13 protein-coding genes are annotated in these 14,520 nt (G+C 68.4%); 5 read left to right on the top strand and 8 right to left on the bottom strand.

What is annotated here, in order from left to right; all coding sequences use genetic code 11:
• Nucleotides 1–17: 17 nt before the first annotated feature.
• The 7 genes from VMT40_RS22730 to VMT40_RS22700 all read right to left on the bottom strand — a co-directional run bounded on the left by VMT40_RS22730 (nucleotide 18) and on the right by VMT40_RS22700 (nucleotide 8,082).
• Nucleotides 18–1,406, bottom strand: a complete 1,389-nt coding sequence (locus VMT40_RS22730) for an aspartate aminotransferase family protein (RefSeq protein WP_326360646.1) — start codon at nucleotides 1,404–1,406, stop codon at nucleotides 18–20.
• Nucleotides 1,403–2,785, bottom strand: coding sequence for a SidA/IucD/PvdA family monooxygenase (locus VMT40_RS22725; protein WP_326360645.1), 1,383 nt, complete (start codon nucleotides 2,783–2,785; stop codon nucleotides 1,403–1,405). Before VMT40_RS22725 ends, VMT40_RS22730 begins: the two co-directional genes overlap by 4 nt.
• Nucleotides 2,786–2,829: 44 nt before the next feature.
• Complete coding sequence (locus VMT40_RS22720; RefSeq protein WP_326360644.1) at nucleotides 2,830–3,339, bottom strand: hypothetical protein; 510 nt, start codon at nucleotides 3,337–3,339, stop codon at nucleotides 2,830–2,832.
• A 103-nt stretch (nucleotides 3,340–3,442) separates the two neighbouring features.
• Entirely contained in the window at nucleotides 3,443–4,444 is a 1,002-nt protein-coding gene (locus VMT40_RS22715) for a proline racemase family protein (protein ID WP_326360642.1), read from the bottom strand.
• A complete protein-coding gene (locus VMT40_RS22710; RefSeq protein ID WP_326360640.1) occupies nucleotides 4,429–5,673 on the bottom strand; it encodes an NAD(P)/FAD-dependent oxidoreductase in 1,245 nt (414 codons plus the stop codon). The genes VMT40_RS22715 and VMT40_RS22710 overlap by 16 nt, the downstream gene beginning before the upstream one ends.
• Nucleotides 5,670–7,127, bottom strand: coding sequence for an aldehyde dehydrogenase family protein (locus VMT40_RS22705; protein WP_326360639.1), 1,458 nt, complete (start codon nucleotides 7,125–7,127; stop codon nucleotides 5,670–5,672). The genes VMT40_RS22710 and VMT40_RS22705 overlap by 4 nt, the downstream gene beginning before the upstream one ends.
• Before the next feature lie 43 nt (nucleotides 7,128–7,170).
• A complete protein-coding gene (locus VMT40_RS22700; RefSeq protein WP_326360638.1) occupies nucleotides 7,171–8,082 on the bottom strand; it encodes a dihydrodipicolinate synthase family protein in 912 nt (303 codons plus the stop codon).
• Between the two features lie 180 nt (nucleotides 8,083–8,262).
• Here VMT40_RS22700 and VMT40_RS22695 point away from each other — a divergent pair, with 180 nt between their 5' ends.
• The 3 genes from VMT40_RS22695 to VMT40_RS22685 all read left to right on the top strand — a co-directional run bounded on the left by VMT40_RS22695 (nucleotide 8,263) and on the right by VMT40_RS22685 (nucleotide 10,892).
• Nucleotides 8,263–9,651, top strand: a complete 1,389-nt coding sequence (locus VMT40_RS22695; RefSeq protein ID WP_326360637.1) for an MFS transporter — start codon at nucleotides 8,263–8,265, stop codon at nucleotides 9,649–9,651.
• A gap of 76 nt (nucleotides 9,652–9,727) precedes the next feature.
• On the top strand, nucleotides 9,728–10,390 hold the full coding sequence (locus VMT40_RS22690; RefSeq protein WP_326360636.1) for a GntR family transcriptional regulator: 663 nt from the start codon (nucleotides 9,728–9,730) through the stop codon (nucleotides 10,388–10,390).
• A 91-nt stretch (nucleotides 10,391–10,481) separates the two neighbouring features.
• The gene (locus tag VMT40_RS22685) at nucleotides 10,482–10,892 is read left to right on the top strand and encodes a hypothetical protein (protein ID WP_326360634.1); all 411 of its coding nucleotides are present in this window, start codon (nucleotides 10,482–10,484) and stop codon (nucleotides 10,890–10,892) included.
• A 17-nt stretch (nucleotides 10,893–10,909) separates the two neighbouring features.
• On the opposite strand, the gene VMT40_RS22680 is transcribed toward VMT40_RS22685, so the two are convergent.
• Nucleotides 10,910–11,992, bottom strand: coding sequence for a hypothetical protein (locus tag VMT40_RS22680; protein WP_326360633.1), 1,083 nt, complete (start codon nucleotides 11,990–11,992; stop codon nucleotides 10,910–10,912).
• 111 nt (nucleotides 11,993–12,103) lie between these two features.
• Between VMT40_RS22680 and VMT40_RS22675 the strand changes: the two genes are divergently transcribed.
• Nucleotides 12,104–13,336, top strand: coding sequence for a lipase family protein (locus VMT40_RS22675; protein ID WP_326360632.1), 1,233 nt, complete (start codon nucleotides 12,104–12,106; stop codon nucleotides 13,334–13,336).
• A gap of 122 nt (nucleotides 13,337–13,458) precedes the next feature.
• Nucleotides 13,459–14,433 (top strand): alpha/beta hydrolase, encoded by a 975-nt coding sequence (locus VMT40_RS22670; RefSeq protein WP_326360631.1) that lies wholly within the window; start codon nucleotides 13,459–13,461, stop codon nucleotides 14,431–14,433.
• Nucleotides 14,434–14,520 lie beyond the last annotated feature (87 nt).

The raw sequence follows: 14,520 nt of genomic DNA, 5'->3' as shown, positions 1-14,520 counted from the left end.
GGCTCCCTTCTGGGTGTTCATTCGATGCTGCCGGTGGATGCGGCGGCGGCGTAGGCGGCGACCTCCGCGCAGGCCGCGCCCAGGATTTCCAGTGCCTCGGCGGCCTCGTCGCGGCCGAGGGTCAGCGGCGGCAGGAACCGCGCGACATTGTCATTGCGGCCCGCCAGCTCGAACAGCAGTCCCCGGCGCAGCGCCGCGCCCCGGAGGCGTTGGGCGACTTCCGATGACGACCAGGAGCCCAGGTCGGTGAGCTCGACGCCGAGCATCAGTCCGAGCCCGCGGACCTCGCCGAGGAACCGGTGGCGCGATTGCAGTTCGAGCAGACCTCGGCGCAGCACCGCGCCGAGGTCGATCACGTTGTCCAGCACGCGGTCTCGGGTCACCGCGGCCATGAGCGCGGCCCCGGCGGCGAAGGCGAGCTGATTGCCGCGGAAGGTGCCGGTGTGCGCGCCGGGCCGCCAGCCGTCCAGGCGTCGGTCGTAGAGGATGACCGAGGCCGGGTGGCCGCCGCCGATGGCCTTGGAGGCGACGATCACCTCGGGTTCGATGCCGTACTGCTCGAAGGCGAACCAGGTGCCGGTGCGCCCGCATCCGGTCTGCACCTCGTCCACGATCAGCGGAATGTCGTTGGCGGTGGTGATCTTTCGCACCCGCTCGACGAACTCGCGCCGGGCCGGGATCACCCCGCCCTCGCCCTGGACCAGTTCGAGGATCACGGCCGCGGGCCTGCGCACGCCGCCATTCGGGTCGGCGAGCATATTGTCCAGGTATTGCGCGCAGTTGATCTCGCAGCCGTCCGGTGTCAGGCCGAGCGGGCAGCGGTAGCAGTAGGAGTAGGGGAAGAACGCCACGCCGGGAAGCAGATTCGTGAGGTGTTCCTTGGATCCGCGCAATCCGGTGAGGGCGATGGTGGACTGGGTGCTGCCGTGGAAGCCGCCGTGGAAGGCGATCACATCGCCGCGGCCGGTGGCCGTCTTGCACAGTTTCACGGCCGCGTCGATGCCGTCGGCTCCGGTCGGGCCGCAGAAGTGGATCTTGGTGCGCTCGCGCATCGGTGCGGGCAGCAGCCTGATCAGCCGGTCGGTGAATTCCTGCTTGGCCGGGGTGGGGAAGTCCAGCAGATGCGGGTGCACGTCGAGCTGGCGGTGCGCGGCGGCGACCAGGTCGGGATAGTTGTGTCCGAGGGCAAGAACGCCTGCGCCGGAAAGGAAGTCGAGGAAGACATTGCCGTCGAGATCGGTCAGGTAGGAACCCGAGCCACCGGCCACCGCGATCGGTGTGTGCCGCGGATAGGTGCGGGCGGAGGATTCGACCTGCGCCTGGTGTTCGAGGAGCCGTTGCGAGCGCGGGCCGGGCAGCTCGGTGTGCACCGCGGCGCGGCGCCGCAGGGGCAGCTGCTGTGTCATCGGGGCAGCCCTCCCGACACGCGGTCGGCGGCCGGGGCGGGCACCGGTGAGGTGCCGCCGCCGAACAGTACCGGGGCGACCGTCACGGCGGGGTCGAGCAGGTCGGCGATGGTGCGCGAGATCGTCTCCGCGCGCAGCGACAGCAGGCTGAACGATCCGGCGTCGGAGATGCCGTGCGAGGACTCGCACAGGTTGTAGACGAACAGCGGCGGCAGGGACCGCCCGTGCGCTCCGGCGACCCGGTAGTCGTAGCCGACCGCCAGCGCGCCTTGGTCGGTGCGATGCAATTGCGGGGCAAGGTTTTCCAGCAGCGGGGGATAGGGTTCCTGGTCCGGGCGCGGACCGAAGTTGCGGAAGCCGGTGGCCAGCAGCACCAGGTCGAACCGCTCGCGCGCGAGGTCACCACGGTGTCGGTCGCGGACGGTCAACTCGACGCCGTTCGCGGTCGCCGCGACGGCTGAGATCTCGGAGTTGTTGCGGACGAACACTTTCTGCGCGCCGTCGAGGCGCTGTTCGTAGATCAGCAGATACAGTGCGCGCAGCACGTCGGCGTCCGCGGCGGAGTAGTTGGTATAGCGCAGGTCGGCGTCGAGCAGGTCCTTGCTCTGTTGTGAGGCGTGGAAGTAGTAGTCGACGAATTCGGGCATGATGCTCTCCTCCATGAACGGGGAGACGTCCTTCATTCGAAAACCGAAACCGCGTGCGAGAGTGACGATCTCGGCCCGGGGAAAGCGCCGGGCCAGATCGAGGGTCAATTCGACGGCGCTCTGACTGCCGCCGATGACCGCGATCCGGCCACCGGCGGCGAATTCCTCGGCATGCCGCGCCACGGTGCTCGCGTACCGGGTCAGGTGAACGACGCGCTCGGAGTCGACCGCGTCGAAAGGCGCGGGCAGATACGGGGTTCGGCCCGGCGCCAGCACCACCACGCGGGCCAACCGGGACTCACCCGAGACCAGCCCGACCCGATAGCCCTCGGTGCCATCGGGCAGGGTCGCGATGTCCACGGCGTTGACGGTCGCGCCGTACTCGACCCGGTCCGCGAAATGCGCGGCCACCCAGGAGATGTACTGGCTGTATTCCTTGCGCAGCGGGAATTCCAGTCCCAGGTTCAGGTATTCGAGCATTCGGCCCTGCTCGAACAGGAAATTGAGAAAACTGTATTTGCTGCGCGGATTGCGGGGTGTGACGAGGTCGCGGACCGGGTTGTTCTGGGTATCCGACCCGGCGAGCAACATTTCCGGCTGCCACACCACGCGGTCGCGGGCCTCCAAAAACAGTGGGCGGACCCGGGGTTGCAATTCCTCGAGCGCCACGGCCAGCGCGATATTGGCCGGGCCGAAGCCGATCCCGATCATGTCGTGCACGATCGCGGTCATGATGATCTCCTTCAGAAACGACGCGGCCGCAGCCGAACCGCCGGTCAGCCGACGGCCGAGAGCCGTTCACGTCGCGGGGTGACGGATCGGCCCGCGGCGCGGGTCTGTCGCCGCAGTCGGTCCAGCACGCGGGTGAGCTCGTCGATGTCGGAAACGACGTGGTCCACCCCGAATTCGAGCAGCCGCTGCGGTTCGTCGCCGGTCTTGGCGCTGCCCACCGACAGGTTGCCCCCGACAATGACCGGGCAGTCCAGCAGACCGGCCGCGCGGGCGGCACGCAGCGGGGAGACATCCTCGACGGCATGGCCGTTGACCGAGCCGATGATCACCGCCAGGGCGTCCGGGTGCGCCGCGAAACAGTCGGCGAACTCCGAAATCGGTGTGCACGGCCCGAGATTGACGACGTGATAGCCGAGTTGCCGCAAATGCAGGGCGATGATGTGGTTCGCGACCGCGTGTGAATCACTCGCCGCGACACCGAGAATGACGGTCGGTGAAATGGTCGGCCCCCCGGCGCACATTTCGAGGTTTTCACTTCCGGGTAATGCGTACATAGTGGGCTCTCTCGAAAAGCGGTGTGGCTCAACGTACTATGTGAAGTGTGACATTGCACAAGGCTAGCGAAGTGACCTACGTCATGCAAGGCTCATTTCGCGACTAGAACACGAACCCCTCCGGGAACGGGTCCGACGGGTCGAGCAGGTAGTTGGCCGTGCCGGTCAGCCATGCGCGGCCGGTGATTTCGGGAACGATCGCGGGCCGGTCGCCGACCGTGGTGGCCTCGACCGCCCGGGCGTAGAAGGTGGTGCCGAGGAAGGAGTCGTTGCGCAGTACCTGGTCATCGCCGAGCAGCCCGCGCGCGTGCTGGCGGGCCAGTAGCGCGGAAGTGCCGGTGCCGCACGGTGATCGGTCGAACCAGCCGGGATGGATGGCCATGGCGTTGCGGGTGTGCGCGGGTTCGGAGGCCGGATCCAGGAACAGCACGTGCTTGCATCCGGTGATGCCCGGGTCCTCGGCATGCACGGGGCGGCGGGTCTCGTTGATGGCGGCCATGATTCGCAGCCCGGCATCGAGGATGCGATCCTTTTCGGACCGGTCGAAGGGCAGCCCCAGCTTGGCGAGATCGACGATGGCGTAGAAGTTTCCGCCGTAGGCCAGGTCGTAGCGCACGGTGCCGAGACCGGGCACCTCGACCTCGTTGTCGAGACTGTCGCAGTAGGCGGGCACATTGCGCAGGGTGACCGAATCGGCGTGGCCCGCAGTGACATCGACGCGCGCCACCACCCGCCCGGCGGGGGTGTCGAGTCGAATCTCGGTGGTCGGCTCGGTCACCGGCACCATGCCCGCCTCGACCAGCGCGGTCGCGACCCCGATGGTGCCGTGCCCGCACATCGGCAGCAGCCCGCTGACTTCGATGAACAGCACCCCGTAGTGTCCGTCCGCGGTGGTGGCCGGTTGCAGGATGGCCCCACTCATCGAGGCGTGGCCGCGCGGCTCGTTGACCAGCAGCCTGCGCAGCCCGTCGAGGTGCTCGAGGAAATAGGCGCGTCGTTGCGCCATGGTGTGCCCGGGCACGGTGCCGATCCCGCCGGTGACGACGCGGGTGGGCATGCCCTCGGTGTGGGTGTCGATGGCGGTGATGATCATGCTGCTGTGCACGGGGTTTGTCCTTCTCGAGAAGCGATGACGGCGGGGCGGTCGACGGCGAAGGGCGCGATGTCGAGCTCTCCGACGCGGCCCGCGAGCGCGGCGGCCAGCACATAGGCGGTACCGATCGACAGCCCGATCCCGGCCCCTTCGTGACCCGTGGCGTGCCAGAGACCGGGCAACCGCGGGTCCGGGCCGATCACCGGGAGATGGTCGGCGAAATACGGCCGAAAACCCCCGTAGGCCCGCATGATCGGCACGTCGGCGAGGACCGGATACAGCCGCAGTGCCCGGCGGGCGATGGCGGCCATGCTGTCAGGTCGCAGCCGGTTGTCGAAGCCGCATTCGCGCCGGGAGGAACCGAGCAGGATGGGCCCGCCGTGGGTGGACTCGACCACCGCCGAGGATTGCAGTTCGGTCTGTGAACTGCCCACCGCGCCAACGTAATCCGCGTCGTAGACCTTGTGGAACACCGTCGGCGGCATGGGTGCGGTGATCAGGACGTCGCCGCGGCGGGTGCGCACCGCGATGGGCGCCTCCAGTCGCTGCGACACCCGGCCCGACCAGGGTCCGGCCGCATTGATCACCACATCGGCGTAGCGCGCGCCCTGACTGGTCTGCACGCCGATCAGGCGACCGCCGTGCACGATGGATCCGGTGACGACACACCGGGTTTCGACGAGGGCCCCGGACGCAGCGGCGGACCCGATCAGGGCCGCCGCCGCGCCGACGGGTTGGACCTGAGCGTCGTCGGGGTAGTGGACGCTGCCGGTCACCTCCCGGGTCAACGCGGGCTCGGCGATCGCCAACTGGTCCGCGTCGAGATCTTCGCACTGCAGTCCGACCGCGCGCTGTCCGCGCGCGAACTCCGCCAGCGCCGCGGCCCCGGCGTCATCGGTGGCGACCACGATGCCGCCCTTGGGATCCCATTCCACGGCCGCGGCCTCCGCGGGCAGTCGCTCGGCGATGCGGGCCAGCACCTGCGGCCAGAGGCGGCGCGACAACCGCGAGAGTTCCAGTTCGGGTCCCGCGCCCTTGTCGGAGACCAGGACATTGCCCTCGCCGTGGGCGGTGGTCCCCGAGGCGAGTCCGCCCGCCTCGCAGACCCGCACCGAGGCACCGGCCAGGGCCAGTCGGTCGGCGAGCGCGCAGCCGATGATGCCCGCCCCGATGATCAGCACGCCGAGCCCGGACAGGGTGGCGGTATCGCGCGTGTCGAGGCTCGAGGAGTCGGGAGTCATTGCGCCCGCTCCCCATTGACCGAGCGCGGCACCCCGAGTGGATTGTCGGTGCGCAGGGCCGGTGGCAGCAGGTCCTCGGGCATCGACTGGAAGGCGACCGGGCGCAGGAACCGGGCCATCGCGGCCGTGCCCACCGAGGTGGTGGTCGGTGCGGTGGTGGCCGGGTAGGGGCCGCCGTGCTGTTGGGCGTAGGTCACCGAGACCCCGGTGGGCCAGGAGTTCCACAGCACGCGACCGGCGGCGTGGGTCGCGGCGGCGAGCAGGGCGCGCGTGGTGTCGTCGGCGCGCTCACCGAAGATCGATACCGTCAGCTCGCCGTGCAGTGACCGCGCCAGCGTCAGCAGTTCGTCGGTGTCGCGGTAGGTCACCAACAGTGTTGCCGGGCCGAACATCTCGCGCATGAGGGCGTCGCGGTCGGCCAGCACGGCCCGGGCGGTGGTCGTGAGCAGCACGGCCGCCCCAGGTGGTGCGGACAGCACCCGCACCTCCGGATGCGCCCGGACCTGCTCGACGGCCGCGGTGAATCCGGCCGCGATCTGATCGTTGAGCAACTCTCCGGTAGGCATGGGCCGCAGGGCGCTCAGTTCGGCCGCCACCGTGGAGGTCTCGGGCACCGCGACCAGTCCCGGTTTCGTACACAGTTGCCCCGCACTCGAACTCACCGCCGTGAGCAGCCCCGCGGCGATCTCACCGGCCCGCGACCTGGCCGCCTCGGCGGTCACGAATACCGGGTTGATCGACCCCAGTTCCCCGTAGAAGGGGATCGGCACCGGTCGCGCACACGCCAGGTCGTAGAGTGCCCGCCCGCCCGCCGTCGAGCCGGTGAAGGTGACCGCGGCCACGGCCGGGTGGGTGAGTGCGCGCACCCCGGCCTCGCGGCCGTGAATCAGTCCGAAGATCCCTGGGGGAGCGCCACATTCGACGCTGACCTCGTCGATCAGATTCCCCACCGCCCGCGCCAGGGCCGGATGACCCGGGTTGGCCTTGACGATGACCGGGCACCCGGCCGCCCAGGCCGAGGCGGTGTCGCCGCCCGCGACGGAGAACGCGAACGGGAAATTGCTCGCCGCGAAGTTCAGCACCGGGCCGAGGGGGACGTTCATCCGGCGCAGGTCCGGCCGGGGCGCGCCCATGGGCCACTCCGCGTCCGCGCCGTCGAGGCGCGCGTCGAGGAAACCGCCGTCGAGCACGCACCGCGCGAACAGCCGCAATTGGAAGCTGGTGCGCCGCAATTCGGCGCGCAGCCGCGGCTCGGGGAGCCGGGTCTCGTGCATGGCGAGGCGGATGAGCTCCACGGCCTGGGCATCGAGGCGGTCGGCGACGGTGTCGAGCAGTCGGGCCCGGTCGGCCAATGCCAGTGCCGCCCAGGGCCCCGCGGCCGCCGCGGCGGCCTCGACCAGGGCATCGACCTGCTCGGGCGTCGAGTCGGCGATCGGTACGATCGAGACGGTCATCGCGTTCTCACTCCCAAATCCACTGCGGGTTGCGGGTTTTCGGCTACCGGTAACCGCGGGCCAGCACCTCGCGGGTGTCGGCGGTGATCTTGGCGACCAGCTCCGGGGCCAGCGGCACGCGCGGCGGGCGGCAGGGGCCACCGCGGCGTCCGGCCAGATCCATCGACAGCTTGATGGCGTGGACGAATTCGGTTTTCGAATCCCAGCGCAGCAGCTTGTGTAGTTCGCGGTACAGCGGCAGGGCCTTGTCCAGGTCGCGGTTGACCGCGGCGTTGTACAGTTCGACCGTCACCTGCGGAATCGCGTTGGGGTACCCCGCGATCCAGCCGACGGCCCCGGCGATGCCGAGCTCGAGCACCACGTCGTCGGAGCCGACCAGGACATCCAGATCCGGTGCCAGTTCCTTGATCTCGTAGAAGCGCCGCACATCGCCGGTGAACTCCTTGACCCCGACGATCAGGCCCTCGGCGTGCAGCTCGGCGAGAATGTCGGGGGTCAGATCGATGCGGGTGTCGATGGGGTTGTTGTAGGCCACGATCGGCAGTCCGACCTGCGCCACGGTGCGGTAGTGGTCGAGGATGGAATCGCGTCCGCCGCGATAGGTGTTGGGCGGCAACAACATCACCGCCTGGGCCCCGGCCTCGGCGGCCTCCTCGGCCCAGCGTCGCGCCTGCAGCGCCCCGTAGGCGGCGATGCCGGGCATGACCGTGAAGCCCGCCGGGGCGGCGGCGACGGCGGTGGTGACCACCCGGGCCCGCTCCTCATCGCCCAGGGTCTGGTATTCGCCGAGCGATCCGTTCGGGCTCACGCCGTGACATCCGTTGTCCGCCAGCCACGCCACGTGTTCGGCGTAGGCGTCGTAGTCGACCGCGAGGTCCGCGGTGAACGGCAGGGTCGTGGCGACCAGCACCCCGTGCCACGGCTTATTGGCCGAGGGCGTGGTGGTTTCGGGCATGGAGAGCCTCCATCGAATCGAGAGTCCGGGTGAAGCGCCCGGTCGCGCCCGTCACATCAGTGCGGTGTGACATTGCACAGACGGTAGCGGGTGTGGCGCGGGTTACGCAACCACTTGCGTGATGGCGATCACTTCTCTACGGTGCAATGTCACACACCACCGAGCGATGAGGGTGCGCCAATGACCGCTGTCGACGACGGGACCGCGACCGATCGACCACTCGCCGAAACCGGCCCGAAAGTCGAAGCGCCCCAAGCACTCCCACCCGCGAGACTCGGGCGCATCGTGGCCGCGGCCATGGCGGGCGCGGTCGCCGAATGGTACGAATTCTTCCTCTACGGCACGGCCTCGGCGCTGGTGTTCGGCCAGGTGTTCTTCCGATCCAGCGGCAATGGCATCGACGGCGTGATCGCGGCCTTCGCGCTGTACGCGGTCGGCTTTCTGGCCCGGCCGTTCGGGGGAATGGTGTTCGGCCACTTCGGGGATCGACTGGGACGCAAGGCATTGCTGCAGGTGAGCCTGGTCATCGTCGGTGTCTCGACCTTCTTGATCGGCTGTCTGCCGACCTTCGCGGTCCTCGGCTCCTGGGCACCGATCCTGTTGGTGTCCTTGCGTTTGATCCAGGGCTTCGCCTTCGGTGGCGAATGGGGTGGGGCGGTGCTGCTCGTCAGCGAGCACAGCCCCGATCACCGCCGCGGGTTCTGGGCCAGTTGGCCGCAGGCGGGCGTGCCGCTGGGCAATATCGTGGCGACCCTGGTCATGCTGGCGCTGTCGGCGCAGCTGTCCGACGCGCAGTTCCTGGCGTGGGGGTGGCGGGTCGGGTTCTGGCTCTCGGCCGTGGTGGTGATCCTCGGCTACTGGGTGCGCTCCAGCGTGGACGACGCCCCGATCTTCCGCGAGGCGCAGGCGAAACAGGAAGTGGAGCAGCGCCGTTCGCCAGGCCTGGTCGAGGTGCTACGCCAGCACCGGCGCGCGGTGCTGATCGGGATCGGCGCGCGCTTCGCCGAGAACATCCTCTACTACCTCGTGGTGACCTTCTCGATCACCTATCTCAAGCTCGTGGTGCACGTCGATACCGCGCCCATCCTGACGCTGATGCTCATCGCGCATCTGCTGCACCTGTTCATGATTCCGGCCGCCGGTCTGCTCTCGGACCTGATCGGCCGCCGACCGGTCTACCTCACCGGCGCGGTGCTCACCGCGGGCTGGGGCTTCGTGGCCTTCCCGATGATGGACACCGGCAACTACGCGGCGATCATCGCCGCCATCACGCTGGGCCTGGCCATCGAATCGCTCACCTACGCACCGTATTCCGCCCTGCTGACCGAGATGTTCCCCACGCGCGTCCGCTATACGGCGCTGTCGTTCTGTTATCAGGTCGCGCCGATTCTGGCGGGCTCGCTCGCGCCGCTGATCGCCGTCGGCCTGCTGAACGGGCTGCACAGCTCGATCCCGATCTCGCTGTATCTGGTTGCGGCGGCGGTGATCTCGGTCGTGGCGGTCGGGCTCGCGCGGGAGACCGTCGGCACCTCGCTGCGCGCGGTGGACGCGGCGGCCGCCGAGCGCTGAACGCGCTATACAACGTGATATGGCATAGACTGTCCCAGACCGATCGAATCAACGGATATGGGCAGGGGATGCCGACGTGAGTATCGACCACTTCACCCAGATGGAGAAGGTCAGTCTCCGCGACAAGGTGTCGCAGGCGCTCCGGGCGGCCATCATCGCGGGTGAGATGGAGCCGGGCGTGGTGTATTCGGCACCGTCCCTGGGTGCTCGGTTCGGCGTCTCGGCCACCCCGGTGCGCGAGGCCATGGTCGACCTGGCCCGCGAGAACCTCATTTCGATCGTGCCCAACAAGGGATTTCGCGTCACCGAGATCGCCGAGAAGGATCTCGACGACATCACCCAGATCCGGCTGCTGATCGAACCGCCCACGGTGCGCGAGGTCACGCCGCTGATCCCCGAGGAAGACTTCCCGCGCCTGCGGGAGCTGGCCACCAAGATCGTCGAGGGTGCCGAGCGCGGCGACCTGGTCGAATACACCGCCGCCGACCAGATCTTCCACCTGACGCTGCTGGGCTACGCCGACAACACGCGCCTGACCCAACTGGTCTCCGACCTGCGCGACCACACCCGCCTGTTCGGGCTCGCGTCCCTGGCCAAGAAGGGCCAACTGGTGGACGTGGCCCGCGAACACTTCACCATCGTGGACCTCATCGAGTCCCGCGACCAGGACGCGGTCGAGGCGTTCCTGCGCGCCCATATCGGTCAGGCTCGCGGCCGCTGGGCCAAGCCCGAGGACTAGCCCGCGCCGGTCATGACGGTAGGGCCGCGATCGAGGAACAAAACCGTATTGGTTGCGGTCTGGGTGCGGGGGCCGGTCGTAGCCTGGTTTGGTGGCTGAGCAGAGGGTTGCGGCCCCGGGTGGGCCGCCGATGGTAGTGCGGGTGGCGGGAGTATTGGTGGCCCTCGAGGGGTTGGTCGCGACCATTGCGGCGATCTTGACATTCGGGCGCGCGGCAACGGGGCGTCACGGCGACTACGGCATCGCGATTTGTCTTGTGCTGCTGGCCGCTTCGGTGTTCTTCGCGGGGATCGAACTGCTCGTCGGGCGCTGGTGGCCGCGCACCGTGGTGGTGATCGCGCAGGGGCTGCTGTTCATGATGGCGTGGGACATGTTCACCGGCACTCAGCCGATGCTCGGTGTGCCGCTGGCCATCGTGACCCTGACCATTCTGGCGCTGTTGTTCTCGCCGCCGTCCAACCGTTGGATGGCCGTCCCGTTCGATTTGAGTCCGTCGGCCTGACCGGGTTGGCCCTGCGGCTAGGGGAGGGCGTGCAGCCACAGGCGGGTGTGGGTGTCGTCGGTGGTGGCCAGCAGCAGGCCGGTGGGCAGGGTGGTCATACGAGCTGTTGCCGCGGTGACCGGTAGCGGAATTTGTTGCCAGTCGGTGCAATTCGAGGCCACCGAATGCAAGGCCACGCTGTGGTCGAGGGCGGTCAGGGTCAGGAGGCGGGTGGGGGTCGGGAGCGCCTGAAGGGTGTCGACCGTGGGGGCGGAGGGGCCGGGGAGCGGCTCGGAATCGATGGTGGGCCAGCACAGAACATGCGGATTCGCGCCGAGGGTTTGGCCGAAGACCGTGCACGAGGTGGTGCCGCAGGCGACTCGGGCGGCGACGGCATTGGTTCCGGACAGGGGGTGGCGCTGCCAGGTGACGGAGTCGGGTGAGGTCCACTCCAGTGGCCGGAGTACGTTGTCGCGCAGGGTTTCTCCGACGATGACGAAGCCGTCGGGACCGGTGGTGACCCCGGCCGCGCCGGTCTGTTCGCCCGGGGCCGAGGACAGGGCCGGGTCCTCGGCGTGGCGCTGCCAGTCGCCGCCATTGGGCGAGGTCCAGTACGCGGCACCGTAACGGCCCTCGGGTCCGTCCCAATCGCCGATCAGCAGATCGGTGCCGCGCAGTGCGGCGGCGGTGGTCACCGCGATGGCGTGCGGGCCGCCGAACATCTCCATGGCCTGGGGGTACTCCTGCAGGCCGTGCGCGTCGCCGCTCCAGATGGTCATGCGCGGATTGCTGTGCGCGCCACCGAAAGCCTGGCCCAGCACCACCGTCCGGTCCCCGACACCGGCCGAGATCAGTTCGGCCTGTTGGGCATACGGGCTCTCGGGGTGCACCGGGACCGATTTCCAGTGCGTGCCGTCGGTGGTGGTCCAGGCGGCCGGGGTTCGGCTCTCGCCCGCGGGGATCGAGCCGAGCGCGAGGATGCCCTCGGCGGCGGGGGCGAATTCGAGAATGCGGGCGTCGTGCTGCGGCGGGGACAGTTCGCGCCAGGGCGAATCCGATGTCCGGGTGGCGCATCCGGTCGCGAGGACCACTACCGCTATCAGGACAAGTGACCACCTCATTCGGACACTGTGCCAGGAACGGGCCCGACGCGGCGGGGTTCCCGGTGATCTCCACGCCGCGCCGAGGCAAATCCAAAAAGCGGACCATTCGGTATGTCACGATCCTGGCCCGTGGCGACAATCCGGACAATACGGATGTGGGTGCTGGTGGCGTTGGCGGCGACGCTGCCCGCCTACGCGCACGCCAACCCGGTCCTGGATCTGATTGCGCCCCAACACGACCCGGCCGCGATCATGCCCACCCCGCCGTCCGACCCCTTCTACACGCCCAAGCCCGGCTTCGAGGCGCTGGCGCCGGGCACGCTGTTGTCGGTGCGGGTGGCGGGCGGGTTCTTTCCCACGGCCCGCTCGCTCGAACTGCTGGTCCGCTCCACCGATTCGCACGATCAACCGGTTCCGGTGGTCACCACGCTGTTGTTGCCGAACGCACCCTGGAAGGGTCCGGGCCCACGGCCTTTGGTGTCCTACGACATTCCGATCTCCTCGGTGGGACACTCCTGTGCTCCGTCGGCGGAGTTGAAGCGGGGTGTCTCGGCGGACATGCTGGCCATTCAGTTGCTGCTGGCCAAGAACTACGCGGTCGTCATCCCGGATCATCAGGGTCCGCGGCAGGCGTACGCGGCCGGGCTCATGGGCGGGCACGCGGTGCTCGATTCCATTCGGGCGGTGACCCGTACGCCGATGCCGGGGCTGGGGCCGGACACCCCGGTGGTTGTGACCGGCTACTCCGGCGGCGCGATCGCCACCAGTTGGGCCGCGCAACTCGCCCCGACCTACGCCCCGGAGATCAAGCTGGCTGGCGCGCTGATCGGCGGCGGCCCCTCGGACTATCAACTGCTGCTGCCGCGCATGGACGGGGTCAACTTCGCCTCGGGTGTGCTGTTGGCGGCGGCACTGGGATTGGCGCGCGAATACCCGGAACTGCTCGGCCTGCTCAATGACAATGGCTGGCGCGTGGCGAAGCTGTTCCGCGACATCTGCGTTGCGCAGGAGACCGTGCTCGGCGTGATCGCGCCGCTGCGCATCGATCAGCTCTCCAGCGTGGCCGAGCCGACGAAACTGCCCATGGTCCAACACATCTTGGCGCAGAACCAGCCGGGCGCGGTCGCACCGACCGCCCCGGTGTTCATCTACCACGGCGTCCACGAGATCTGGATTCCCTATCAGGGAGCGCAGCAGCTGTTCGAGGACTGGTGCGCCCGGGGCGCGCGGGTGCGGTTGCAGCCGTTTCCGGGCGAGCATTTTCTCGTGGGCGCGCTCGCGATTCCGCTGACCATCGGCTGGATCGAGCAGTTGCTGGCCGGGCGGCTGGTGCCAACGGGATGTACCGGCCCGGGACACTGACCCGTCACCACGATTTAGCAAACAGTTAGCAATACACACACCGCGTCGCTTCCGCTGGATCACGGATATTTCACTTAGCATGCGAATTGCTCGGACAGCCGGATCCTGATGAACGGAAATCGATGACCTCGAATATGCGCAGGGCCGCGTCCGCGGTGCTCACCATGACGGTCTTCCTGATATCCGGCAACGGCGCGCTGCACGCCGAGCCGACATCGGAATCCGCCATTGTGGGGGTGCGGGAAATGGGCCCGAAACGATCACAGATCACGGTGTATTCCGCCGCCATGAGCCGCGCGGTCACCGTCGATGTGCTGCACCCCGACGACGAGCGTGAACGCCCGTCGTATTACCTGCTCGACGGCGTGGATACCGGAGCCGGAGAGACGAATTGGACGCAGAAGACCGATATCGCGGAGTTCTTCGCCGACAAACACGTCAATGTGGTGCTGCCGGTCGGGGCGCGGGGCAGTTTCTATTCCGATTGGGAGCGGCCGGATCCGGCGCTGGGCGGGGTGCAGATGTGGGAGACGTTCCTGACCCGCGAGCTGCCGCCGCTGATCGACGAGCACTTCCACGGCAGCGGCCGCAATGCCATCGGCGGGCTGTCCATGGGCGCGCTGTCGGCGGCGACGCTGACCACCCGCTACCCGCACCTGTATCGCGGCTTCGCGGCCTTCAGCGGCTGCCTGGACACCGAGAGCGCGAATGCCAAACTGGCCATCCGCAATTCGGTGAGCTGGGTGGGCGGCAATCCGGAGAACATGTGGGGACCCGACGGCGACCCGGCCTGGTCGGCCCACGATCCGCTCACCCACGCGGCCGCGCTGCGCGGCAAGGCGGTCTACATCTCGGCGGGCAGCGGAACACCGGGACCGGAATCGCTGACCGATCCGCTCATGCCGCAGGCGGTCACCTTCGGGGCGGTGCTGGAATATCTGGTGCACGACTGCACCGAGTCCTTCCAGCGTCGGCTCGAGGAACTGTCGGTGCCCGCGACATTCGTTTTCCACCCGCGCGGAACACATTCCTGGCCGTATTGGCAGCAGGATTTACACGAGTCCTGGCCGCTCATGGAGGCGGCGGTTTCCGAATAATCGAGAACTATGTAGATGAACTATTGATGATGTCGGCGTGTCGCAGTCACGGGCGCGCGCCGGACAGATGAAAGTGCTATTGGCAAC

Source organism: Nocardia sp. CDC160 (assembly GCF_035818795.1).
GTDB lineage: Bacteria > Actinomycetota > Actinomycetes > Mycobacteriales > Mycobacteriaceae > Nocardia.
The sequence above is the reverse complement of the archived record's forward strand: the minus strand, read 5'-3'. Positions and strand labels throughout refer to the sequence as shown.